General features: G+C 69.5%; 20 protein-coding genes and 1 tRNA gene. 6 read left to right on the top strand and 15 right to left on the bottom strand.

What is annotated here, in order from left to right; genetic code table 11:
- Positions 1-45: 45 nt before the first annotated feature.
- The 9 genes from FF041_RS00180 to FF041_RS00140 form a co-directional block, all read right to left on the bottom strand.
- Complete coding sequence (locus FF041_RS00180) at positions 46-1,191, bottom strand: glycine amidinotransferase (RefSeq protein WP_153520455.1); 1,146 nt, start codon at positions 1,189-1,191, stop codon at positions 46-48.
- The gene (locus FF041_RS00175) at positions 1,175-2,116 is read right to left on the bottom strand and encodes a hypothetical protein (protein ID WP_153520454.1); all 942 of its coding nucleotides are present in this window, start codon (positions 2,114-2,116) and stop codon (positions 1,175-1,177) included. The genes FF041_RS00180 and FF041_RS00175 overlap by 17 nt, the downstream gene beginning before the upstream one ends.
- Positions 2,106-3,017: an ACP S-malonyltransferase gene (locus tag FF041_RS00170; protein ID WP_153520453.1), complete on the bottom strand. Its 912-nt coding sequence runs from the start codon at positions 3,015-3,017 to the stop codon at positions 2,106-2,108. Before FF041_RS00170 ends, FF041_RS00175 begins: the two co-directional genes overlap by 11 nt.
- Positions 3,014-3,772: an SDR family NAD(P)-dependent oxidoreductase gene (locus FF041_RS00165; RefSeq protein ID WP_153520452.1), complete on the bottom strand. Its 759-nt coding sequence runs from the start codon at positions 3,770-3,772 to the stop codon at positions 3,014-3,016. Before FF041_RS00165 ends, FF041_RS00170 begins: the two co-directional genes overlap by 4 nt.
- The gene (locus FF041_RS00160; RefSeq protein WP_153520451.1) at positions 3,772-4,401 is read right to left on the bottom strand and encodes a GNAT family N-acetyltransferase; all 630 of its coding nucleotides are present in this window, start codon (positions 4,399-4,401) and stop codon (positions 3,772-3,774) included. The genes FF041_RS00165 and FF041_RS00160 overlap by 1 nt, the downstream gene beginning before the upstream one ends.
- Positions 4,402-4,415: 14 nt before the next feature.
- Entirely contained in the window at positions 4,416-4,649 is a 234-nt protein-coding gene (locus FF041_RS00155) for a hypothetical protein (RefSeq protein ID WP_153520450.1), read from the bottom strand.
- 3 nt (positions 4,650-4,652) lie between these two features.
- Positions 4,653-5,672, bottom strand: coding sequence for a 3-oxoacyl-ACP synthase III family protein (locus FF041_RS00150; RefSeq protein WP_194291876.1), 1,020 nt, complete (start codon positions 5,670-5,672; stop codon positions 4,653-4,655).
- Positions 5,673-5,979: 307 nt separating this feature from the next.
- Positions 5,980-6,582 (bottom strand): hypothetical protein, encoded by a 603-nt coding sequence (locus tag FF041_RS00145; RefSeq protein ID WP_153520448.1) that lies wholly within the window; start codon positions 6,580-6,582, stop codon positions 5,980-5,982.
- Positions 6,583-6,700: 118 nt separating this feature from the next.
- A complete protein-coding gene (locus FF041_RS00140) occupies positions 6,701-7,762 on the bottom strand; it encodes a ParB/RepB/Spo0J family partition protein (protein ID WP_228387928.1) in 1,062 nt (353 codons plus the stop codon).
- A 210-nt stretch (positions 7,763-7,972) separates the two neighbouring features.
- Here FF041_RS00140 and FF041_RS00135 point away from each other — a divergent pair, with 210 nt between their 5' ends.
- Complete coding sequence (locus FF041_RS00135; protein WP_153520447.1) at positions 7,973-8,194, top strand: hypothetical protein; 222 nt, start codon at positions 7,973-7,975, stop codon at positions 8,192-8,194.
- A gap of 69 nt (positions 8,195-8,263) precedes the next feature.
- Here the strand turns inward: FF041_RS00135 and FF041_RS00130 are convergent, their stop codons facing one another.
- Positions 8,264-11,323 (bottom strand): AfsR/SARP family transcriptional regulator, encoded by a 3,060-nt coding sequence (locus tag FF041_RS00130; protein WP_228387930.1) that lies wholly within the window; start codon positions 11,321-11,323, stop codon positions 8,264-8,266.
- 1,053 nt (positions 11,324-12,376) lie between these two features.
- Here FF041_RS00130 and FF041_RS00125 point away from each other — a divergent pair.
- A tRNA-Arg gene (locus FF041_RS00125) sits at positions 12,377-12,449 on the top strand.
- A 187-nt stretch (positions 12,450-12,636) separates the two neighbouring features.
- Here the strand turns inward: FF041_RS00125 and FF041_RS00120 are convergent.
- The 4 genes from FF041_RS00120 to FF041_RS00105 form a co-directional block, all read right to left on the bottom strand.
- A complete protein-coding gene (locus FF041_RS00120) occupies positions 12,637-13,104 on the bottom strand; it encodes a type II toxin-antitoxin system VapC family toxin (protein ID WP_153520445.1) in 468 nt (155 codons plus the stop codon).
- Entirely contained in the window at positions 13,094-13,363 is a 270-nt protein-coding gene (locus tag FF041_RS00115; RefSeq protein WP_153480811.1) for a type II toxin-antitoxin system Phd/YefM family antitoxin, read from the bottom strand. The genes FF041_RS00120 and FF041_RS00115 overlap by 11 nt, the downstream gene beginning before the upstream one ends.
- A gap of 389 nt (positions 13,364-13,752) precedes the next feature.
- Positions 13,753-14,181 (bottom strand): type II toxin-antitoxin system VapC family toxin, encoded by a 429-nt coding sequence (locus tag FF041_RS00110; protein ID WP_323390832.1) that lies wholly within the window; start codon positions 14,179-14,181, stop codon positions 13,753-13,755.
- Positions 14,178-14,450 (bottom strand): hypothetical protein, encoded by a 273-nt coding sequence (locus FF041_RS00105; protein WP_153520443.1) that lies wholly within the window; start codon positions 14,448-14,450, stop codon positions 14,178-14,180. The genes FF041_RS00110 and FF041_RS00105 overlap by 4 nt, the downstream gene beginning before the upstream one ends.
- Positions 14,451-15,085: 635 nt before the next feature.
- On the opposite strand from FF041_RS00105, the gene FF041_RS00100 reads away from it, so the two are divergent.
- From FF041_RS00100 to FF041_RS00085, 4 genes are all read left to right on the top strand, one after another.
- Positions 15,086-18,181 (top strand): NACHT domain-containing protein, encoded by a 3,096-nt coding sequence (locus FF041_RS00100; protein ID WP_323390831.1) that lies wholly within the window; start codon positions 15,086-15,088, stop codon positions 18,179-18,181.
- A gap of 155 nt (positions 18,182-18,336) precedes the next feature.
- A complete protein-coding gene (locus tag FF041_RS00095) occupies positions 18,337-18,861 on the top strand; it encodes a PadR family transcriptional regulator (protein WP_153520441.1) in 525 nt (174 codons plus the stop codon).
- Between the two features lie 17 nt (positions 18,862-18,878).
- Positions 18,879-19,580, top strand: coding sequence for an ABC transporter ATP-binding protein (locus FF041_RS00090; RefSeq protein ID WP_153520474.1), 702 nt, complete (start codon positions 18,879-18,881; stop codon positions 19,578-19,580).
- Between the two features lie 68 nt (positions 19,581-19,648).
- Positions 19,649-22,048, top strand: a complete 2,400-nt coding sequence (locus FF041_RS00085; protein WP_323390830.1) for an ABC transporter permease — start codon at positions 19,649-19,651, stop codon at positions 22,046-22,048.
- 130 nt (positions 22,049-22,178) lie between these two features.
- Here FF041_RS00085 and FF041_RS00080 read toward each other — a convergent pair whose 3' ends face one another.
- Complete coding sequence (locus FF041_RS00080) at positions 22,179-23,192, bottom strand: adhesin (RefSeq protein ID WP_228387927.1); 1,014 nt, start codon at positions 23,190-23,192, stop codon at positions 22,179-22,181.
- Between the last annotated feature and the right edge of the window lie 76 nt (positions 23,193-23,268).

Genomic DNA, 23,268 nt, shown 5'->3' with positions numbered 1-23,268 from the left:
TCGTGTTCGGCTCGCGCCCGGGTCCGTACGCCTGGCTGTCCGTCCTCAGCCCACCGGCTGGTACGAGACCGACGGGAAGTAGTCCTCCCTGACTCCGTCCCGGCGGATGTCCCAGGTGGCGCAGTGCAGGGAGCCGCCGTACTCGAAGACATTGCGGAAGGGGACCGTCAGGACCTCGAAGCCGAGGCTGGAGAGGAGGTCCTGGAGGGGCTTCTCCTGCTCCTCGCAGATGACCTTGTCGGGGGACAGGCTCAGCACGTTCATGGAGAGCCACTTGGACGACTGGCAGTAGTCGGGCATCTCGTCGTTGGAGAGCACCGGCTCAGGGGCCTCGATCAGCTTCCAGCCGTCGTTGACGAACATCGGCAGCTCGTCGTCGCGGAGAGGCCGGTCCGGGTTGGTGAGGATCAGGCCGGGCCGCAGCGGGACGAAGGTGCAGTCGATGTGGGAGGGGAAGTAGTCCAGCGGGAAGTGGACCGGGTGGACCCGGAACCCCTTGGGCTCCAGGGTCCGCTTCAGCCAGCGGATTCCGGCACGGTTGGTGGTCATGGACTCCTGCACCAGGATGTCGCGCCCCATCCGGCTCATGTCCGCGGCGTCGAAGACGATCTCCTTCTGGGTGATGCAGAACTCCGACGCGTGCATCCGGGCGTGGCGCTCCTGGAGCGGCCATTCCCAGAAGTCCCGCCGGTACATCCCATCGGCCATGGTCGGCTTGGGGGCGACGGTCCACGACACCCGGGAGTCCGCCTCCCAGTACTCGTACACCAGCTTCCGGTACGGCTCGTACTCGAAGTAGCGGGCCCGGCGCGACATGGTCGCCTCGATGATCTCGTTGCCGAGTGTGATCATCACATCACGCGGGCACACCGCGCAGTACTGGTTCTCGACCTCGAAGTGCGGAGTCCGCAGCGGGCGGGAGAAGTCGAGCGCCTCGGGGCGGCGGACCGTCACCCCCTGGGTCTCCAGGAGAGCGGCCAGGCCGTCGAGTTCCTCCTCGGCACGGGCCACGGCCTCGGCCGGCTTGGGACCGGCCGGGAACGGCTCACCGGCCCGGCCGCGGATCTGGGGTCTATTGCCGGGCTCGGCCGGTTCGAAGGCCGCGCCCGCCGCGGAGCCGACGACCATCTCGCGCAGGGGATCCCACTCGTTCCACGCGTTCACCGCGGGGAGATCAGCAATTTCCCGCATGATCATTCCTTCTGTTTCGGTCCACGACAGGGTTGGGGGCGGCCAGGAGCCGGTGCTCGGCCCGTCCGCTGAGCAGGTCGCGCACGCGGGTCGCCAGGAACGACTTGGCCGGCCCGACCAGATCCACGGCGGTGACCTGATCCACGGCACAGAGACCGTCGATCAGCAGGGGCAGGCTCGCCGTGTCGAACCACTGCTCCGTCAGCATCTCCCGGTACGCCGCCGGTGTGTCGTCCACCCGCTTGCCCGTGCACGGGGAGATGACGGCCGCGGTCGCGGGCAGGAACTCGACGCCGGCCAGCATGGACTGGAATGCGGCCCGGCCGGGGGCGGCGTAGGGGCAGTGCTCGGCCCGTTCGAGCACATCGAGGACAGCGACGCCGAGCCTGGTCAGGATCCGTCGCACCGCCTCGGTCTCGGTGCCGGTGATGCTGATGGCGATCACACCGGCCCCGAGGTCGACGGAGAGCCACGGCTGCGGGTCGAATGCGCGCAGCACGTCGACGAGCCGGTAGGCGTCCCCCTCCGACGAGGGCAGCACAGCGAGAAACGTTCCGCTGCGGCGGACCGCGTCCGCCTCGATCTGCCGGGTGTTGGTCTCCCGGATCAGCTCGAAGCACGTCTCCTCGGTGATCACACCGGCGAAGAGCAGTGCGGTCAGACAGCCTGCGCTGAGCCCGCCGTACGCCCGCCAGTCGGCGGGTTCCTGCGCCAGACGCCTGATGAGGGAGACGGCCAGCAGCGCCTCGTGCACCGTGGAGACCAGCCCGGTGCTGCCCTCGGCCGGGTCGACCCCGGCCGGGTCGAACCGGCAGATCCGCGCGGCGTGCCGGAGGTGTTCGTCCGGCATGGCCAGGACCGCGGTCAGTTCGGCCTCGGTCAGCGGAAGCAGCCCCGGCACGACGAGGGCTCGGTCAGAGGTCACCGGTGACGCCGCCCGTGACAGGAGTCAGTCCGCACTCCGGGTCGAGAATCATCGACTTGACCACGAACGCCGAAGGCTCCAGTACGACATAGACGTCCAGCTGGAGGCCGGCCAGATAGTCGATGATCCCGCGCCAGTCGAGGACCGTGGTGAACTGGTCGATCATGTGCTGCCGGATGGTCTCACCGCTGGTGTACGGGCGGCAGTCGTTGATGCTGACCAGGGGGAGAGCGGTGTTGCCGTAGGGGTCCTGGAACGTCCACTCGTCGGCGAAGCGCTTGCGCACGGTCTCCATCAGAGCGCAGTGCCCGGGGAAGCTGTGGGGTATCGCCCGGTACAGGGCGCCCGCCTTCATCAGCGCGGGCTTCATCGCGTCGAGATCCGACAGGCGGCAGGCTCCGAGGAACTGGTTGCTCGACACCGTGGCGGCGAGGTGGAGAAGCGAGTCCAGGCCCTGGGCGCGCAGCTCGTCGAAGACCCTGAGGGGGTCGCAGTTGTAGAAGAAGACGCTGACGTAGTCCGTCTCGCCGAAGACCTCGGTCTCGATGGAGGCCATCAGGCTGGACATGCGCACCATGTCCTCCAGCGACACCCAGCCGACGGCCGCGGCGGCCGAGAGGTATCCCAGGCTCATCCCGGCCACACAGACCGGCTGGATGTCCCGGGTGCGCAGGTCCCGCTGCCAGCCGGCGACTCCCATGAGGTTGATCAGCGGGCGCCGGAAGCGGGGGTCGTTGACCTCTTCCTCGGTGCCGTTCCTCAGGATGGCTCTGAAGTCCATCCTGAGGGTGTCACTCGCGAGGTCCAGCATGACGTCCATCGGCTTCGACAGACCGCGCCGACGGAGCTCGTCGTCCACGTGCACCTGGGAGGGGAAAATGTATGCGCCGGTGCTGCTCACAGCGAGAGTCCTCCATCGACGACGATCACTTCACCGTTCATGGCCGCGAAGTCGGGGCCGACGACATGCCGGATCACCGAGGCCACCTTCCGCGCCGGCACCGTGATCCCCTCGGATCCGGAGGCCGGCAGGCCGTCCCTCACCTGCGCGGGGACCATCTCCAGCAGCCGGGTGTCCTGGATCGCGCCGGGTGAGACCGTGTTGAAGCGCACCCCGGCCGCACCCCACTCACGGGCGAAGCCGCGCGTCATCGCCTCGACCGCCGCCTTGCCTGCGACGTATCCGACCGCGCCCACGATGTAGCGCCTGGTGATGACCGACGAGACGTTCACCACGCTGCCGCCGCCGGTGCCCGCCATGGCCTGCGCGCTGACCGAGTTGACCTGGTAGGCCCCGAAGACATTGGCGTCGATGATCGACTTGAATATCTCGGCATTGGCCACGGTCGCCACGGCCGCCTGGCCGGCCACAGCGCAGTTCACGACGACGTCGCACGGGGTGACCCGCGCGAGCAGCTTGCGGATGGACGGGCCCCTGGGGTCCGGGTCGGGCAGGGTGAGCTGGTGGATCTCAGCCGCCCCGCCGTCCTCGGTGATCGCCGCGGCGGTCTCCTCCGCCGCGGCCCGTCGGCCGTGGTACGTCAGGTGAACCGTTTCCGCATGTCCTGCGAACTCCCGTGCCACCGCTTGGCCCAGGCCGCCGGTGCCGCCGATGACCAGGACGTTCCGGTAGCTCGGCGTGTGATTCTCACTCATCACTGCTCTCCGCCCAGCCTGCCCGCGATCGCGCGCATGTCGATACGTTGTGCCAGATTCCGGTTGAGCGCCGACAGACGTTCCCTGTCGATGCGCCGCCCCACACGGGGTTGGTAATGGGGATAGGGCTGGTAGAACTCCGCCCGGGTGAGCGACGACATCAGCACCGGGACGGTGCCCTCCGGCGTCTGCAGATAATCCCTGCACACCGCTTCGAACGACATGTCGTCGGCCAGCCCCAGTTTGACCGTGGCCTCGTTGTGGACTCCCGTCGTGACCTGGACCCGCTGGCAGTTCAGCACCTCGAAGAGATAGTCGAAGAGGAGCATCGCCGCCTCCAGGCCGATGCCGGTGCGCCACAGTTTCGCGTCACCGACGGCGCCCCCGATCTCATAGACCCCTTCGCCCAGGCGCCAGAAGTGCGCCAGCCCTACGACATTGCCGTGGGAGTCCGCGATCAGGGCCGCACGATTGTGCTCGTTCTCCATGGAGGCGTACTGGGATTCACGGACCAGTCGGCTCGACGTCCCGCGCAGCAGAGTCTCGCATTCCGTTGCGCTGAGCCATTTCGCCACGGTGCCGAGCGATTCTTCCGAGACGGGCAGGATGCGGCAGAGCAGACCTTTCACCGGATGGTCGCCATCTATCCGTTCTGGAGCTGGTCATGGATGCTCCGCAGCGTGGTGAAGTTCTCGACCTTGAGGTCGTAGACCTTGTCACCGAAGGGCTGTAGGAGAGCCGAGGCGAATCGCATGGTGTCCATGGATTCCAGGCCGTACTTGTTGCCCGAGCCGAAGACGAGGGCGTCGTCGTCGGGAACCTCGCCGTCGAGCCGGTCCCCGAAAAGATCCATGAACACTTTGCGCAGCTCGTCCACGGGTCACTCCTCCGTCTTGATGTCGTTCGGCAGTTGAAAACACATCGAGCCCCACAGGAACCCGGCCCCGATGGCGCTGAGGACGATCAGGTCGCCGGCCTTGGCCCGTCCGTCGGCCGCGAGGCGCCAGAGCGCGGTCATCGCCGATGCCGCACCGGTGTTGCCGAGGACGTCGGCGGTGATGGGCACCTTCTCGGGGGCGACGCCCATGGTGCGGGCGATATAGCGCAGGAGCCGGACGTTGGCCTGGTGGAGGGCGAACCCGTTGACCTCGGCCGCGTCCACACCGGCCGCGGCCAGCGTCTCGCTGACGGACTTGGGCAGGCGGGTGGTGGCCTCCTGCCACACCACGCGGCCGTCCATCTGGAGATAGGGGTCGACCGCCTCGTGGCCCGGCGTGTTGCGCGCGTGGTTCAGCAGGCTCGGGCCCGCCAGCGCGACGGCCGGCGAATAGGCGTTGCCCAGGTCGTAGGAGAGAAGACCGCCCGGGCCTTCCGTCCTGGTCAGGACCGTGGCTCCCGCCGCGTCGCCGAAGAAGATGCGCACGGTGCGGTCGAGCGGGTCGGGGAGCCGGGAGGCGCCCTCGGCGCACACCACGAGAGCGTTCCGCAGACCGGGCTCCTGGAGCAGGCAGGAAGCGGTGTGAAGGGCGTAGACGATCGAGGCGCAGGCGTGCTGGGCCAGATCCAGGATGCGGGGCGTCCCGATGCCGAGCCGCTCCGCGACGACGACTCCCATGGACGGCACGATCCATTCGGGCGAGCTGGTGGTGACGATGAGCACGTCGATGTCGCGCGCTTCGAGTCCCGCGAGGCGCATGGCCTTCTCCGCGGCCTCGACCGCCAGATCGGTGACGGTCTCGTCATCGGCGAGGAAGCGGCGCTCGCGGATTCCCGTCTTCTCCTCGATCCACTCCGGAGTGGTGTCCAGCGTCTCGCACAGCTCCGCATTCGAAACCACCCTGCCGGGCAGGGCCAGTCCCACACTCTGCAGGCTGATCGGGGCGAGTTCCCATGTGGGCACAGTGGTCCCTCTCGACGTTGGTTGACCGAATGGAATGGGTCGGGGAGGCCGGCGGGCCGGCTGCCCGAGTGAAATCACTTCGGGCAGCCGGCACGCACTACCAAATCAGCAACCGTCGCTGTTGGTGCTGACGGGCAGCTCAACGCCGTCGGCGATGATCTCGGTGCCCTGAAGGTCGATCACGTTGGTGAGGTCCATGGTGTTTTCCTCCTCTCGGAAAGGTAGAAGCGGTTGGGAACACCGCCGTTACCGGCGGTGGCTCATGGGGTGACGCGAGGATCTGTGTTCACGCGCTCCACGTCTGTGTTCACGCGCTCCACGACGTGCCGTCGTGCGCGGCTGTCAGATCCTCCAGCGTCTTTTTCCGCAGTGCGGCGAGCAGTTCCTGACGGTCACCCGGCTGCCGTCGGTCCCGATCGATGAATGCCTCGATATTCGCACAGCAGATCACTGCCGGCCAGTATTCACCATCGATGAAGAAGCGATTCCGGAGAACCCCTTCGACCTCGAAGCAATCGCGCTCCGTCAGATATTCGATGAGCACGTCGCTGTAGGTGGGAACGAGCAGTTCAACACGTTTCACCTCGGACGAGCGGGTCAGCAGGGAAACCGCCTCCCGCAGGGAAGCATCCACCAGTTGAATCGTCCATGCACGGTCGTCACTGGAGGAAACGCTCAGCTGGAAGAATCCGGGCGTCTGACCTGCCCACCAACTGATTGCGCCCACCGTACGGCCGGAACTTCGGACCACCAGATGAGACTTCCGCTCGTCCCTCACGATGCGCTGGCGCTGTGCGGCAGTCCGCCAGACCGGCCCATCCGTCGAAACGTAGGAGAACAGCTGGGAGAGCGCTTCGTCAAGAAGCTTCTCATCCCTTTCAGCGAGCACCGGAATGAACTCGACGTTCACTTCTTGTTGATGACTCACTTCGCCCCCCGACAGTTATCTCTTGCGCCGTCACCGGCGCTGCTCTCGAATTCGTTATGAACGTATGGCAGTTCCGACGGGCGGTCAATGTGCGTCGAACTCAACGCATGCACAGCGCATCGGACGAGCCGGTCACCGAATCCGCCCGCCGCTGGAGTTCCTCCGCGTACGCGGCCCACACCTCAAGGTTCGCCCGGATCAGCGCCGCCGCCGTCGAGGCGCAGTGCGCGGGCACGTTCTCGGCGATCCCCGCCAGCTCGGCGGAGTGGGCGGGGTGCTGGCTGAGCCAGCGCAGCAGGCTCCGTCCGCTCTCGTTGAACCGGAGCGACGGGTCGTTGCGCAGTCGCTGCAGAAGCAGCGCCCTCTCGGACGGCGCGGGGTGCGGCGACGCGAGGTGTGGCGGCGCGGGGTGCGATGGCGCGGGGTGTGGCAGCGCGGTCACGGGGGCGCCGGCGTCGCCGCGGATCCGCCGGGGAGCGGGCGCGGTCCCGCGCAGACGCGGCGGCAGCGGATCGTCGCCGGCCTTGAGGCGAGCTCGTACATCGGCCGCTGTCGACGCGGAGATGCCGGCCGCCCTCGCGAGCTCCCGTAGAGACATCTCGGGCTTGCCGAGCAGGAGTTCTCTCGCCTGGAGCCGACCTGCGGCACCGCTGACCGGCCGGGTGCGGCCATCCGCTCCCACCCGGGTGTTCGACTGTTCATTCCGGACGGTCGAACGGTTGCGCAGGCCCGCGACCGTGGTGGGGGACAGGCCGGCGAGGCGGGCGATCCTCCGGTCGGACCACTGCGGGCAGCCGACCATGATCCGCGCCGCCGCGGCCCGGCGGTCGGCTGTCGTGAGCGGGAGTCCGTGGCGGGAGTTCAGCAGAACGGCCAGGACGAACGCTTCGTCCCCGACCGCCGTGTAGAGGCGGGCGCGGATCTCCGACCGTCCGCGCAGGGCGGCGGCCCGCACTCGGTGGGCCCCGTCTATCACCCTCATCGTGCCGGCGTCCACGACTATCGGGGGGAAGTCCTCCTCCGATTCGGCGAGCGCCCGGATGTGACCGTCATCCTCACCGACAACTCTCGGAGAATCGACGAGCTTCAGCACGTCGATAGGAACGGCCCTTATCGGACACTTCTCAAGTCGCTGCTCCAGCATGACCAGGTCGTCTTCCATGATTCCCCCATGTCACAGTGGTGTCCACCGGCCGAGCGGTCTCGTCGGCAGACGTCCCAGACAGCTTCTGCGGGCAGCGTAACGACCGGCTATTTCTCGCCTTTTTCCGTCATGTGGCGCATAAAAAATAAAAGCAAAACCTCGAAAATCCCGTGCTCTGCTTAGGTTTGGCAGCAGTTGTGCGAGAAAAACAAGGAGGGCTCTGTGCGCATGTCTGTAAGAGTGACCGCCTGGTTCATTGCCGCTGGCGCGGCTCTGACGGTGGGCCTGGGGGCCACGACCACGCACCCGGACGGGTCCGGCGTCTCTCTCCACCCGGCGGCGGCCCCGTTCGCCGGGCAGTCGGGGCAGGACGCCGCGTACACCGCCCACTCGGGGAAGGACACCCCGACCGGCCCGCCCCCTGTCCTCAACGACCTGCCCTGGACCTGACATCATCCAGCCGTCCGCTGACCGAGGCGCCGCGTGGCCGCCTCGTCGCTGCACGTGGCCGCCTCGTCGCTACGGAGTACGGCCGTCGGGCGCGGCCGAGTTGTCGGGCACGACCGACCCTTCGGACGCGACCGAGCCGTCGATCAGCCGCACGAGGTCGCCCGGCGAAACAGGGGTACCCGGCTTGATCCAGACCAGGAACCGGTACAGCCGCTCGGCGCGCTGCTCCCAGTGAGGACTGGACAGGCCACGGAGCCGGGAAAGGGCGGACTCGACATACGCACGTGCCTCCACGGGAGTCTGCCGCAGTGCCGTGGCGCAGGCCAGGTCGAGGTGGATACGGGCCTGCAGAAAAGTGTCGCCCACCTCGGCGGCTGCCTGGAAGGCCTGACTCAACGACGTCAGGGCCCGCTCGGTCCGCTGCTGCCGCCACTGCGCCTCCCCGCACACGCGCCACCCATGGGCCTCCCCCAGGCGGTCCGCCTCGGACCGGGAGATGGCGACGACCTCGTGGCCGGTCTGCTCGGCCTCGTGGGCCTCCCCCTCGCGCAGCAGCGTCTCCGCCAGCCGGTAGAGGTTCTGGGCCTCGACGCGCAGCGAGCTGCTGCCCTGGCCGGTGGCGATGGCCTCCCTGATCAGCGCGATGCCCAACCTGTTCTCGCCCCGCTCCAGTTCGATCTGGGCGAGCAGCCCGGTCGCATGGGAGCGCCCGGCGGGGTCGTCGGCCCGTACGAAGAATTCGATGGCCTCACGGCACAGAACGCCGGCCTCGTCGAGTTCACCGTAGAAGCGGGCGCACAGCGCGAGGTTGCGCAGCACGGTGGCCCTCGTACGGGCGTTTCCCCCGGCCTCGAGCATCGACTTCGCGTCCAGGAGCCGGGACCTGGCCCGGGGGTAGTCGCGCTGATAGATCTCCAGCGTGCCGAGGGAGCTCAGCATCGCCGCGACGCCCTCGGTGTCCCCGGTCGCACGGGCGACCTGCAATGCGGTATCGGCGACGGCACGCCATGCGTCCAGGTAGCTGTGCGCTTCGAACAACGGCACCATGCGCACGACCAGTTCCCAGGGGTGCCCCGGATGGTTCGCGTCCCGCCAGTGACCGATCAGCTCGGCCGTGGCCTGCCGCTCGGACTCGAACCACGCCATCGGATCGGACCAGGGCTCCTCGGCCGTGAACCAGTGGGGCCGCTCCTGACCCGCCCAGTCGCGGAGCACGGCGACATGGCCCGGCCCGCGCAGCTGCTCGTGCGCGCGGTCGGCCAGGGTGAGCCATGCCCTGAACGCCCTCTCCAGCGCGGCCTGCTGTTCCTCCGGGTGCTCCTCGGCCACGCCGCGTTCCCAGGCGAACAGGCGCAGCAGGCTGTGGAGGCCGAAGCGCGGCGGCATCCCGGACGCGCCGGACCGCACCTCCAGCAGCTGCGCCTCCACCAGCCGGTCCAGCAGATCCTCGGCGCGCTCCGGGCAGACGTCCAGAAGGGCCGCGCCCACCCAGGCGGCGAAGTCCTCCACGGGCAGCAGCCCCAGCAGGCGGAACAGCCGTGCCGCCTCGGCCGGGAGTTCCCGGTAGCTGTTCCAGATCCCGCCGCGCACCCCGCCCTCATGAGGGCTGAGCACATCCAGCCGGCGGCGCCTGTCCTCCAGCCTCCTGACCACCAGCTGTACGGAGCCGTAGGGTTTGGCGATCAGAGAGGAACCGATGATGCGCAGGGCCAGCGGCAGCCCGCCGCACAGCTCCAGCAGCCGCGCCGTGTGGTCCGGGTGGGCCTCGGTGTACGCGCGTCCGGCGACAGCGGCCAGCATCCGGTCGGAGTGTTCGAGATCCAGCGGCTGGAGGCCGAGTTTCACCGTCGCGTAGTCGCCCGCCAGCCGGTCGAAGGAGTCCCGGCCGGTGATCACGACACAGCACAGGCCCTCGCCCGGGATGAGCGGGAGGATCTGCGACACCGACCGGACGTTGTCCAGCAGGACCAGCACCCGTTTCCCGTCGAGCACACTGCGGTACAGCGCGGAGCGCCCGTCCAGGTCGTCGGGGATGTCCGCGCTGGGAACGCCCAGGGCCCGCAGGCACCGGTTCAGCGCCCGCATCGGCGTGACCGGAGGCCGGTGCCCGTCGTGACCGCGCATGTCGACGAAGAGCTGCCCGTCGGGATAGTTTCCGGCGACGCGGTTGCTCCAGTACACGGCCAGCGCCGTCTTGCCCACACCGCTGGTACCGGAGATCGCCGCGACGGCCAGGGGCACATCGCCCTTCGCGGCGTCGATCAGCCGGTCGAGTTCCGCGACCTCCGCCGCACGGCCGGTGAAGGCGGCTGCGGATGCCGGGAGCTGGGCGGGGAGCGCGGTCGCCGCCGGGGCAGCCGCCGGTGCGGCCGTCAGGGCGCCGTTCTCGGGCCGCTCGGCCGTGACCAGGTCCCTCAGGATGCTCTGGTGCAGTTGCTGCAGCGCGGGGCCGGGCTCCGCACCGATCTCCTCGATGAAGATCCTGCGTCCGGACCGGTAGACCTCCAGCGCCCTCGCCCTGCGCCCGGATCTGCACAGGGCCACCATCAGGTGGAACCGCGCCTGCTCCCGCAACGGCCACTTCTCCACCACGGTCGTCATCTGGGACACCACCGACCGGTGCTGACCCAACCGGAGCAGAAGACCGGCGTGTTCTTCGCTCACATCGAGCCACAGTTCCGTGAGCCAGGCCCGCGCGGCATCCAGGTCGCCCCCCGACACCCCCTCCAGTGCCGTGCCGTTCCACAGCGCCAGCGCCTGCCGGAAGCACTCCGCCGCCTCGGCGCACTCATCGGCTCCCGCCAGATTCCGGGCACGGAAGACCAGCTGGTCGAGCACGTGGACATCGATGCCGTGCTGCCCGGGAGCGAGAGCGTAACTCCGGTGGCCGGTCACGATGAGCCGGTCGTCACCAGCCGCGTCACGAAAGATCCGCCGCAGCGAGTTGATGCACACCGCTATCTGATTGCGGGCGGTGACCGGCGGCGCACCGCCCCACACCGTTTCGATCAGCACGTCCACGGGCACGGGCGTTCCCGCCGACAGCAGCAAAGTCGCCAGGACAGTACGCTGCCGAGGCCCGCCGAGTGGGACGGGTTCGCCGTCCGCCTCAACCGTGAGCGGCCCCAACAGCTTGAACGAAAGCGAACGCAAGGCTCAATCCTCTAGCACTGTTGACAGGAACTCGCGGGCTCCGGACCACACGGATCGGCGCAGCGGCCGTCCTGGGGGAGCACTCGTTGCTGCCGCACACCTTCCGGGACCGGCTAAGCCGCTGCGGACGTCGGTGCGGGTACAGGCGCAGATGCCGGTGTGGGCGGCATCTGGCACCCGCTCCAGTCCCGGCCGGACAGCCGACGCCGCCATGTGGCCCTCAACAGGTCACCTCCGCCGAGTCCGGCCCGAGGCCCGCCGGACCGCCGATGAACAGCCCTGTGCGGCGCTGCGCGATGCCGGGGACTCGCAGACCGGCGAGGCGATCCGTCGTGACGTGGCCCCCCGCATCGCCGGCCCCCGCCCATGATCCCCCTGCACCGCACGACAACCCCGTTCGAGAACATGCTGCCGGAACCCAAACTTCCGGATAAGGGATGTCCGGGCAACCGAATGATCATGGTTCACCTCACCATCCCCCCGCGCACCTCGCTGTGACGGAAGCCACAGTTCCGCCCCAGAAAGAACTCAACCTCGACACGAAATGACGGCAGGTTACTCGATGTCCGTTACACGGTCGCCCGACCGTGTGGCTCTGCGGCATCCGGTCAGGCGGTGCGGCCCTTCGCGGTCGACGGCCGCCGCCTCACCGCCACCGACGGCGAAGGCAGCCGTACCGCCTCGACGGCCCCCGCCGCCGAAGCCGCGATGGGCCTGGTGAGCGACCGGCGACACCCCGGCCCGCGACCGCTCGCCACCGCCCCGCAGCCCCTCACCGCCAAGCCGCCGGGCACCGCACGACCGCGCGACCGCCTCGCAGCCGCCTCGGCACCCCGCACAAGCCCCTCGGCGAGCAGCATCCCCCAGTGGATCGAGCACACCACCGGTAAGCCGGTCGAGCACACCACCCGCTACACTGGCCGCGAGCAGACCCTTACCGGTCGATCACACGCCTGTCCAAAACACGCCAGAGAGCGGTCGCATGCGCGCCCCCTTTTCCGGCACGTTTATCGACAGGTCCCCGCCTTCGCCTTCGTAGCTCAGGGGATAGAGCACCGCTCTCCTAAAGCGGGTGTCGCAGGTTCGAATCCTGCCGGGGGCACAACGCATTACCGCTCTGACCTGGGGTTTCTCCCCCAGGAAGGCGCTCCGCTCGGCCTCGGACTCCTCGTCCGGGGCCGTTTGCGTGAGCAGACGGGGAGTTGATCTCGCGAGTATCGCTCGCATGCACGCCACACGCGCACGGTGCAGCCTATGAGATCGCCCCCACCCGGGCCCCGGCTCTGGCGTCAGCCTTCGTGGGGCGCCTTCGGGCGGGTGACCGGTACGACGGTGAGTAGGTCGTCCAGCCCTTTGAAGTCGTCGGGATTGGTGGTGAAGAGGGGAAGGTCCTCGGCCACGGCGATGGCGGCGATCATCAGGTCGGCCACCCGGCGGCGCGGCTTGCGGCCCGCACTGATCACGGCGGCGCAGATGCGGCCGTAGATGCGAGCCGCTTCGGCATCGAAGGGGATGGGATCGAACTCGTTCTCGGCACGCTGGAGGACATCGAGCCTGCGGGCACGTTCGGCGTGTTCGTCATAGCCGCTCTGTTCGTCGTTGCGACGGACCTCGTGCGGCCCTGCCGACAGCTCGGCCAGGGTGATGGCAGTGATCGCCATTTGGTCTGGAAGCTCCTCGGGCTCCACCCACCGGCGCAGGATCATGATGTTGGTGTCGAGGAGTCCCTGCTCGTACGTCGAACGCTCAGTGGGCATAGGGGTCGTCCAGGTAAGTGTCAGCCGTGGCGTCCTGGTCGGCGCGGAACGTGTCGAGGTGGATATCGGGAGCGGCCCGAGACATCGTGGCGAACTCCTGGCGGGAGACGAACCGTCGGCGTCGCCGCAGGGGGACGAGTTGGCCGACCGGGTGTCCGTCGCGAGTGACGGTGAACGACTGACCACCCTGTATCGCGTCCATGATCTCTCGGGACCGATTGCGCAGATCCCGCTGGGTGATTTCAGGCTGAACACTCATATCAACCACGGTAGCACCGGGTGCTACCGAGTGCTACGCCACGCCTACGGCTTGCGCTGACAGCCCTTCGGCCATGAATGCCGGCGAGCGACCAGGGTGGACCGGCAGCCGTCACCTGCTGCCCGCATCGGAACGCATTCAGCACACATGAGGCTGGGAAGCCCCGCGAACACGCGAGAACCAGGGAGGAGTGTGTTCGCAGGTCAAGGAGCACACCTCCGACATTTCCGCAGGTCACAGCCCCGCCCCGGGAGAACTCCTCAAGCGGGTGTCGCAGGTTCGAATCCTGCCGGGGGCACAGAGAAACACCTGGTCAGAGGCCCTTCCGTCCGGCAGACGGGAGGGCCTCTGCGGTGGCGGCACACATACGGCAACGACACCGCGGCCACCTACACTTGCTGCTCCCACGGATTGACCACCAGAGCCCCGGTTCGGGCCATGTGCTTGATGTTCCGTGTGGCCACCGTCCAGCCGTTGGCCAGGGCGGTGGCGGCGATCAGGGCGTCCGGTGGGTCGATGCTGGTGCCGGCGGCCTTGAGTGTCTTGTGGACAGCGAGGTAGGCAGCCGCTTCCGGTTCGCCGGTCGGTGCGATGCGGTCACGGAATTCGTGCCGTACCGCAGCGAGGGCTTGTGCGTAGCGGGCTTGCCTTTCGGGGTCCGGGGCGGCGGCTACACCGGCCTCGATCTCGGCCACGGTGATCACGCTCAGGAAGCGGTTGGGTCGGGCCGTGGACCGGAACCAGGCCAGGACGCGCGGGTCGGGCTTCGCCCGGGTCGTGAGCTCGGCGACGACATTGGCGTCGAAGAGGTAGATCACTCGGCGTCCGTCTGCGCATCGTAGGAGCGGGCGCCGAACTCCAGCCCCTCGAAGGGCTGGGAGAGCAGGAATTCCTCGAAGCCGTCGTTGCTCAGCGTCACCCAGCGGTGCAGCATCTCGGGTAGAGCTTCGAGCTCCGTGTCGGCGAGCTCCGCGTCGAAGTGCCGACGCTGGTCCTCAGGCAGGGACTCCCGGATGTCACGGATGGTCCGCAGCGGATGTGTCGACGGGCACGGCGGGTGAGGCACACCGCTCGGAGCTGTGGTCATCGGCATCCCCTCCGCGCGCATCGGGCTGCGTACTGCTGCTGGTCCCAGGCTACGGGTTTCCGCCTGCCCGCTCATAACCTTGGGGATGAGCGGGGCGTCCGTCGGCCTGGCCGCCGAGCGACAGCGGCAGTTCTTACGGCGTGCGCCTGGTCGTTCTCGTCAACAGGGACCGCCCCAACCAAGTGGCCAGCCGGAATGGATTCGGCACACATGAGGCCGGGAAGGGCCGAGAACACGCGAGAACCGTAGAGGAGTGATTTCGCAGCTCAGGCACACTGGAGGCCACGTTTACGCAGGTCACGGCCTCGTCCCGAGAAATCTCCTCAAGCGGGTGTCGCAGGTTCGAATCCTGCCGGGGCACAGCAGAGCAGCAGGCCGGAGGCCCTGTCACCCGAGGGACGACAGGGCCTCCGGCGTTTCCCGTACAGCTGTGCCCCGCCGACATGAACCGCGTCATCCGATGTGCGGAGACCCGCCCACGGGCACCCATGACAGCTCGCGGGCAGCCCGCAGCATGGCGGTGAGGACAGGCCCGTCCGGTGAGGGCTGCTGGGCGCTGATATTTCGGTAACGCCATGCCGTGTACGCCAAGTCGGCTGCCACAATGCCCAGGTTCGCGCGAAGGAGGGGTTTCGGTGATCGCGGAGACGGCGGCGTTGCGGCTGGGGACGACCGTGGCGAGTGCGGCGGGGCAGTGGTGGCTGGGGAGCAGGCAGCGGAAGCAGGAGCGGTTGCTGCCGATGGAGGAGCTCGTTCGGGTGCGGGTGCCCGGGGTGCGGTTGCAGCGGGAGGTCAGGCAGCAGTTCGAGCAGATCGCCAATGCGGTGTTCGACCGGTTGGAACCGTTTTTGAAGCACGCGTTCCAGCGCCTGGAGGAGGGCGGGCGGCAGGCCGTGATCGACGCCGTGGCCGACATGTTCACGCAGGCGGACCTCTCGGATGAGGCGCTCCTCGCCGCGAACGCCCGCCCGGCCGAGCTCATCCGCCACATCACCGGTTCCGTCAGCGCGCCGGTCGGACTGAACGAGGCGGAGACCGGCCTGTACGAGATGCTCTTCGCCGAGTGCGTCGAGTACTACGTCCGCATCGTGCGCAGCCTGCCCGTCTTCGAGGAGCGGGCGGCGGCGGAGCTGCTGGCGCGGACGGCCACGCTCGGTGCCGAGGTGGCGCGCATTCTGGAGCGCCTGCCGGATCGGTCGCTGTTCGCGCCGGACGGCACGGACCAGGACACGGCCTTCCGCCGTACGTACCTGGAGCTGGTCAGCAGGGACCTCGACGAAGTGGAGCTGTTCCGCCGTACGTCCGAGCAGGCGACCGCACCGCGCGTACGGCTGTCGGTCGCGTACGTCAGCCTGCGGGCCACCGGGGACGACGGGAGGCGCCGGCGCACCGCCCGCTCCCGGCCGCAGCTCAGGCCCGATATGAGCCTCTGGGAAGAAGCCGGAGGCGACAGCTCCGGCATGCGGGTCGAGGCCGCGCTGAGCGATGCGTCCCGGGTACTGCTGCGGGGCGAGGCCGGTTCGGGCAAGACGACGCTGCTGCGCTGGCTGGCCGTCATGGCGGCGCGCGGGGCTTTCACGGGTGAGCTGGCCTGCTGGAACGGGCTCACCCCCATTTTCATCAAGCTGCGTGAGTACGGCGGCCGGACGCCGCCGGGCCCGGAGGCGATGCTCGACGGGATCGCCGGGCCCATCACCGGGATCATGCCCAAGGGCTGGGTGGAGCGGCAGCTCCACGGCGGCAAGGCGCTGCTCCTCATCGACGGCGTGGACGAGCTGCTCGAACGGGAGCGCCGAGCGGTACGGGACTGGCTGCGCAAGCTGCTGCGGCAGTACGACGGCATACGCGTGGTCATCACCTCGCGCCCCACGGCGGCCGGCGTGGACTGGCTGCGCCGCGAGGACTTCACCGCCCTCCACCTGGACCGGATGACGCCACCGGACCTCGCGGCCTTCGTACGCCAGTGGCACCACGCCGTACGGGAACTGGGCGACGAGCTGCCCTGCGCCGTGGACGAGCTTCCGCAGTACGAACAGTCCCTCCTCACCAGCCTCAAGGACCGCGCGCATCTCCAATCGCTGGCCGGTACGCCGTTGCTGGCCGCCATGCTGTGCGCGATGCACCTGAACAGGGGCCGTCAGCTGCCGCGCGATCGCATGGAGCTGTACCGCAACGCCCTGCACACCCTGATCCACGACCGGGACGCGGACCGAAACGTGCCGAGTGCGGTGGACAGCAAGCTCAGCCTCGGCGACAAACTCGTCATACTGCGGGATCTCGCATGGCGGCTGTCGGACAACAACCGAAGCGAGATCGACCTGAAGAAGGCGGCCGTGTTCGTCTCGGCGAAGCTGCGGGCGATGCGTCATCTGGAGGTTCTGGACGGCGACGAGGTCCTGGAGCAGCTACGGCACCGCTCCGGGATTCTCCGGTCCCCCGCCGACGGACGTATGGACTTCGTGCACCGCACCTTCCAGGAGTACCTCGCCGCCAAGGAGGCCGCCGAGGAGGACCGCATCGGCAACCTGGTCAGCCGAGCGCATCTGGATCTCTGGCGGGAGACGATCATCATGACGGCGGGCCACGCCAACACCCGCCAGCGGGAAGAGCTCCTCGGCGGCATTCTCGACCGCGCCGAGGAGGAGCCCCGCCACGCGCGCACGCTGCGCCTGCTGGCGGCAGCCTGCCAGGAGACGCTGCCCTCCATCGCGGACGGGCTCGCGGACCGTCTGGACGAGGCCGTGAACAAGCTGCTTCCGGCGAGACGGGAGACGGATCCGCCCGCGCTGGCGGCGGTGGGGCCCGGACTGCTGCGTTGGCTGCCGCGGTCCCTGGGGGAGCTGACCGAGAAAGCCGCAGTACAGACGATACGGACCGTGGCGCTGATCGGGGGCGAGGAGTCCCTGGAACTGCTGGCGGGCTATGTGGGAGACGAGCGAGAGGATGTCGTCGATGAACTCATCCGCGCATGGGACTACTTCGACGCGGATGTCTACGCCGACGATGTTCTGTCCCGGTTGCCGCTGGCGGAACACAGTGTGTGGCTCGCCCATTCCGGTCAGCAGCGCGCGGCAAGCCGGTTGCGTTCCCTGACGTACGTCCGAACAAATAACCCAGTGGGGGGACTTGGGTTTCTCGCCGAGCTCCCGCCCCTGCAAGAGCTGTGGGTCGGCATGCTCAAGGAGGCCGACCTGTCCGCCCTTCGGGGCCATCCCGGTCTGCGGCAACTCATGCTGTTCGGCAAGGGCCCGATGAGAGGGACATCGATTCTCACGGAACTCACTGAACTGCGCTCGCTGGCACTTTCGCTCACTGGGGACCTGGACTTGAACATCTTGCGCCTGATTCCCGAGCTGGAAGTCCTCCAATTGCGCCAAACCAAGGCTGAGACCGACCTCAGCCCGCTGACCAGGCTCGCCGGCCTCCGGATCATGGAGTTGCTCGGGGAGGACGAGGCCACGCCGCTAGGATTCGATGAGCTCGCGAGCATGACCCGTCTTGACAAAATCTTGCTCTACGAGCACGACGTGGACGCCTGGCTCACGGGGCTCAAGAGCGCGCCGCCGTCGTTGACTCATCTGAATCTGCGCCATTGCGTCGTGCCTCCTCACCGTAACGCCTTCACCCGGTTCGAAAGCCTGCGCCGTCTGACTCTCTTCGAGTGCCGCACCCCCGACGGTATTCCCATCACCGACCTGGACATCCCGGGCGTGCTCACCCGTATCGAATAACAGCACGGCCGCGCAATTCGCAGCCGCGCGGGGAACGACGCCGCCAGGGCTCACTGAGGACCTGCACGCCTATTGAGCGGCCAGTCGCCGCCGTCCAGGAAGCCCGCCCAAGCAGCTATACACTCCATGTATACACACGGTGTAGAGTCCCTCGTATGTCCATAGGTCACACTCTCCTCGGGCTCCTTGAGTCCGGCCCGCGCCATGGCTACGACCTCAAGCGCGCCTTCGACGAGAAGTTCGGGCACGACCGGCCGCTGCACTACGGGCAGGTCTACTCGACCATGTCCCGGCTGCTCAGAAACGGGCTGGTGGACGTCGACGGCATCGAACCCGGCGACGGGCCCGAGCGGAAGCGGTACGCCATCACCGAGGCCGGGATCGCCGATGTCGGGCAGTGGCTGACGCAGCCCGAGAAACCCGAGCCGTACCTTCAGTCGACCCTCTACACCAAGGTCGTTCTCGCGCTGCTCACCGGGCGCAGCGCCGCCGGGCTGCTCGATACGCAGCGGGCCGAGCATCTGCGGATGATGCGGGTGCTCACCGATCGCAAGCGCGGCGGCGACCTCGCCGATCAACTCGTCTGCGATCACGCCCTGTTCCATCTGGAAGCCGATCTGCGCTGGCTGGAGCTGACGGCGGCGCGTCTGGACCGGCTGGCGAAGGAGGTCGGCGCGTGAGCGGGCAGCACAGTGACATGAGCCAGCAGCACAGCGAGCCGGCACAGGCGCTCCTCTCGGCCTGCGATCTGCGCAAGGCGTACGGGCCCACCCCCGCCCTCGCCGGGGCCTCCTTCGCCATCCGGGCCGGCGAGGTCGTCGCCGTCATGGGGCCCTCCGGATCCGGCAAGTCGACCCTGTTGCACTGCCTCGCCGGGATCGTCCGCCCCGACTCGGGGACCATCGGCTACGGCGGGCGCGATCTCACCGCCATGACCGACGCCGAGCGCAGCACCCTGCGGCGTACGGAGTTCGGCTTCGTCTTCCAGTTCGGGCAGCTCGTGCCCGAGCTGAGCTGTGCCGAGAATGTGGCCCTGCCGCTGCGGCTCTCCGGGGCCGGGCGCAAGGCCGCCGAGCGGACCGCGTTCGAGTGGCTGGAGCGGCTGGAGGTCGACGACGTCGGCCGCAAGCGCCCCGGCGAGGTCTCCGGCGGGCAGGGGCAGCGGGTCGCCGTGGCCCGCGCTCTGGTCGCCTCGCCGCGCGTGGTCTTCGCCGACGAGCCGACCGGTGCGCTGGACTCCCTCAACGGCGAGCGGGTGATGCGACTGCTCACCGACGCGGCCCGGCAGACCAGCGCCGCCGTCGTCCTGGTCACCCATGAGGCCCGCGTCGCCGCGTACTCCGACCGCGAAGTCGTCGTACGCGACGGCACGGTGCGCGATATGGCGGGCGCGCTGTGAACAACAGCCGCAGAACCGCTGTGAACAACAGCCTCAGAACCAGGTCCGGCGGCCTCAGGACCGGGGCCGTGGACCCCGGCCGCGCCATCGAGGTCGGCCGTACCGAGGCCACCGGGGTACGCGGCTGGGTGCGCGATCTCGCCCTCGGCGCCCGGTTCGCCGTCACCGGCGGCCGGCGCGGCTGGACCCGTACCGCGCTCACCGCCATCGGCGTCGGGCTGGGCGTCTCGCTGCTGCTGGTGGCCGCGTCCCTGCCGCACGCCCTCCAGAGCCGGGACGCCCGCGAGGACGACCGCCGGGTGAGCGCCCTGGACGGAAAGCCGCCGTCCGACCGCTCGTTCCTCTTCGCCGAGACCGAGACCCGCTACCGCGGCGATGTGATCACCGGGACCGTCTTCCGCCCGGACGGCCGGGGTCCGACCGCCGCCCCGCCCGGGCTGACACGGCTGCCCGGCCCCGGCGAGATGGCCGTCTCCCCCGCGCTCGCCGAACTGCTCGCCTCCCCGGACAGCGCGCTGCTCAAGAACCGGCTGCCCTACCGGACCACCGTCACCATCGGCGACACCGGGCTGATCGGGCCGGGCGAGCTGCGCTACTACGCGGGCGTCACCTCCCTCGACGACGACAGCGCGGACGGGCGCGGCGATGCGTTCGGCGGCGTCAAGCAGCAGGGCGAACCGCTCGGCGCGGTGCTGCTGCTCGTCATTCTGATGGCCTGTGTGGCCCTGCTGATGCCGGTGGCCGTCTTCATCGCCACCGCCGTGCGCTTCGGCGGCGAGCAGCGCGACCGGCGGCTGGCCGCGCTGCGGCTGGTCGGCGCGGACCGCGCGACGACCCGCAGAATCGCGGCGGGCGAGTCGCTCGGCGGGGCGCTGCTCGGGCTGGCCGCCGGGGCGGTGCTCTTCGCGCTGGCACGCCTGTCGGCGAGCGAGGTGACGATCTGGGATGTCAACGCCTTCTCCGTCGATATCGTGCCGAACCCTCTGCTCGCCGTGCTGATCTCCGCCGCCGTGCCGATCGCCTCGGTCGCGGTCACCCTCTTCGCCCTGCGCGATGTGGCGATCGAACCGCTCGGCGTCGTACGGAACGCCGCCGCGAGCAGCAGCCGCCGGGTGTGGTGGCGGCTGCTCGCCCCGGCCGTGGGCCTCGCGCTGCTGCTGCTCCAGGCGGGCGAGGTCACCATGGGGAGCGCCGACATCGCCACGTACCAGATCGCCGCCGGCGCGATCCTCGTGCTCATCGGCGTCACCGTGCTGGTGCCCTGGCTGGTGGAGGCCGTGGTCAGCCGGCTGGACGGCGGCCCGGTCCCCTGGCAGCTGGCCATCCGCCGGCTCCAGCTGAGCAGCGGCACGGCGGCCCGCGCGGTCAGCGGCATCGTGGTGGCCGCGGCGGGGGCCATCGCGCTCCAGATGCTGTTCACCTCCGTCGAGAGCCGGTTCACCCTGTCGACCGGCGCGGACAGCGGCCGGGCCCAGCTGTCGTCGCGCGCCGATGTACGGGACGGCTCCGTCGCGCCGCGCGTCTTCGAGGCGTACGCCGGGACCAAGGGCGTCGACGCCGTGTTCGGGACCATCGAGGCGACCATCAGCCGTCCCGGACCCCGGCGCGCGGACGAGGACTTCATCCCCTTCACCCGGCTCACCGTCGGCGACTGTCCCTCGCTGCGCGAGCTGGCGAGCCTGCCCTCCTGCGAGGACGGCGACGTCTTCACGGTCCGGGAGAAGCGCGAGCTGAACTCCTACCCCTATCTCCCGCGCGCCGGTGAGCGGGTCGACCTCGCGGAGGAGCGCCTCGGGCCGGACGGCGAGCCGCTGAAGACCGAAGCGGTGCTGTGGCGCGTTCCCGCCTCCGCCGAGCAGGTCAGCATGCGCACCGGGCCCATGGGCGAGCAGACGGGCGGGGTGCTGGCCACCCCGTCCGCCGTCGATCTCGCCAAGCTGTCGCGGCCCACGGTGAGCACGCTGCTCCGGCTCGACGCCGAGGTGCCCGAAGCCGAGGAATACGTCCGGAACACAGCGGCCCGTCTCGACCCGCTCGCCCAGGTGGACGCGCTCCACGACACCAAGTACACCAGCCAGTTCGCCAGTGTGCGCACCGGGCTCTTCGTGGGAGCGACCCTGACGATGCTGCTGATCGGCGCTTCGCTGCTGGTCTCCACACTGGAGCAGCTCCGCGACCGCCGGCGGCTGCTCTCCGTGCTGGTCGCCTTCGGCACCCGGCGTGCCACGCTGAGCTGGTCGGTGCTCTGGCAGACGGCCATCCCGGTTCTGCTCGGGCTGACGCTCGCCGTCCTCGGGGGGCTGGTGCTCGGAGTGGTCCTGCTGGCCATGGTGGGCGAACCGGTCGCGGACTGGTGGGTGTTCCTGCCGGTCACCGGGGTCGGGGTCGCGCTGATCCTGCTCGTCACCCTGCTCAGCCTGCCGCCGCTCTGGCGGATGATGCGGCCGGAGGGACTGCGTACGGAGTAGAGCCGCGCGGACGGTGGACGGTGGACGGTGGGCGGACCGGCCGGGGGGCGGCCTCCAGGTCCGGGGGCGGCGGTGACGGGTAACCGCCGCCCCGCCCGTCCCCGCGTCCAGGTGCCCCGGCCCCGGCCGCTCAGTCCCGGCACTCCGCCCGCATCTGCGCCGCCGCGTGGTGCGCGCCCTCCCGGGAGCCGCCCCAGTCCTCGCCCCGGTCCAGGAGCCGCACCGTCAGGCGCTGGTCGTGGACCGGGAGGTTCCGGACGGTCGTGGTCCGGCCCCGCAGCGCCGTCTGGTCGATCTCGAAGACGGTGAGCGAGCTGTGCGCGTCGTCCGGGTCCGCGAGGACCCGGTACACCGTCGGGTCGCCCGCCGCGTCGGCGTCCCGCCGTCCCCGGGGCACCACCACCTCCAGCGAGCACCGCGTATAGCCGCTGCCGACGTACCACGACCAGGTCGCCGCGCCGCCGCTGTCCTTCGACGCGCTCCCCGACATCGGAACGGCGCTGAAGCGCCCGTCGCAGCCGTCGCCCCGGTGGCCCCCGCCGTCCCGGGTGTACCAGCCGTCCTCGCCGTCCCGGTAGCGGCCGTGCTCCTGGTAGCGCCCGCCGCCGGAACAGCCGGGGCCCGCCCAGGCCCGGTACACCGGGGTCTTACGGGGCGACGGACGGCCCGTGGACGGTGGGCGTTCACGGTCCGCGCGAGTGTCCGCGGGGGCATCCGCAGAAGCGTCCGCAGGAGCCTCCTCACGAGTGTCCGCAGAGGCGTCCGGCGTACCCGGCGCGGCGCTCGACGGCGGCGAGGGCAGCCGCGGGGACAGCGGCGACGGCGGTGCCGACGGCTCGATCCGCTCCGGCACGCCCCTCAGATCCCCGGGCCTGTCGGCCGGCGTCCCCGACCCGGCCACCTGCTCAGTCCCGGAGGAACCAGACGAACCAGCCGAACCGTCCCCCGACAGCGTGACCACCGACGCCGCCAACGCCAGCGCGGTCAGCGCGACCCCGCCCGCCAGCAGCAGCTTTCCCGAGCGTGACAGCAGGGACAGCCGCCCCAGCACCGTCTCCCGCGCCACCCAGCCCCCGGCCGGCGACCCCCGCGACCCGTCCGGGACGGCGGAGCCCGAGCCCGCCCCGCACTCCGGGCATCTCATCCCCGGCAGCGCACCACCCGCGCCACCGCATCGTTCGCATGCCATCCCACACCCGCGGTCCTAATACCGACTGTTC

This window comes from Streptomyces jumonjinensis (assembly GCF_009600885.1).
GTDB classification, from domain to species: domain Bacteria; phylum Actinomycetota; class Actinomycetes; order Streptomycetales; family Streptomycetaceae; genus Streptomyces; species Streptomyces jumonjinensis.
This window is presented reverse-complemented; position numbering and strand designations above follow the sequence as displayed.

Excerpts from the sequence above, each read along its gene's own strand:
- FF041_RS00115 (WP_153480811.1), bottom strand. The coding sequence starts at position 13,363 with ATGAGTGTTCAGCCTGAAATCACCCAGCGGGATCTGCGCAATCGGTCC.
- FF041_RS00165 (WP_153520452.1), bottom strand. The coding sequence starts at position 3,772 with ATGAGTGAGAATCACACGCCGAGCTACCGGAACGTCCTGGTCATCGGC.
- FF041_RS00080 (WP_228387927.1), bottom strand. The coding sequence starts at position 23,192 with ATGAGATGCCCGGAGTGCGGGGCGGGCTCGGGCTCCGCCGTCCCGGAC.
- FF041_RS00090 (WP_153520474.1), top strand. The coding sequence starts at position 18,879 with ATGAGCCAGCAGCACAGCGAGCCGGCACAGGCGCTCCTCTCGGCCTGC.
- FF041_RS00180 (WP_153520455.1), bottom strand. The coding sequence starts at position 1,191 with ATGCGGGAAATTGCTGATCTCCCCGCGGTGAACGCGTGGAACGAGTGG.
- FF041_RS00135 (WP_153520447.1), top strand. The coding sequence starts at position 7,973 with ATGTCTGTAAGAGTGACCGCCTGGTTCATTGCCGCTGGCGCGGCTCTG.
- FF041_RS00105 (WP_153520443.1), bottom strand. The coding sequence starts at position 14,450 with ATGACCACAGCTCCGAGCGGTGTGCCTCACCCGCCGTGCCCGTCGACA.
- FF041_RS00120 (WP_153520445.1), bottom strand. The coding sequence starts at position 13,104 with ATGCCCACTGAGCGTTCGACGTACGAGCAGGGACTCCTCGACACCAAC.
- FF041_RS00140 (WP_228387928.1), bottom strand. The coding sequence starts at position 7,762 with ATGGAAGACGACCTGGTCATGCTGGAGCAGCGACTTGAGAAGTGTCCG.
- FF041_RS00095 (WP_153520441.1), top strand. The coding sequence starts at position 18,337 with ATGTCCATAGGTCACACTCTCCTCGGGCTCCTTGAGTCCGGCCCGCGC.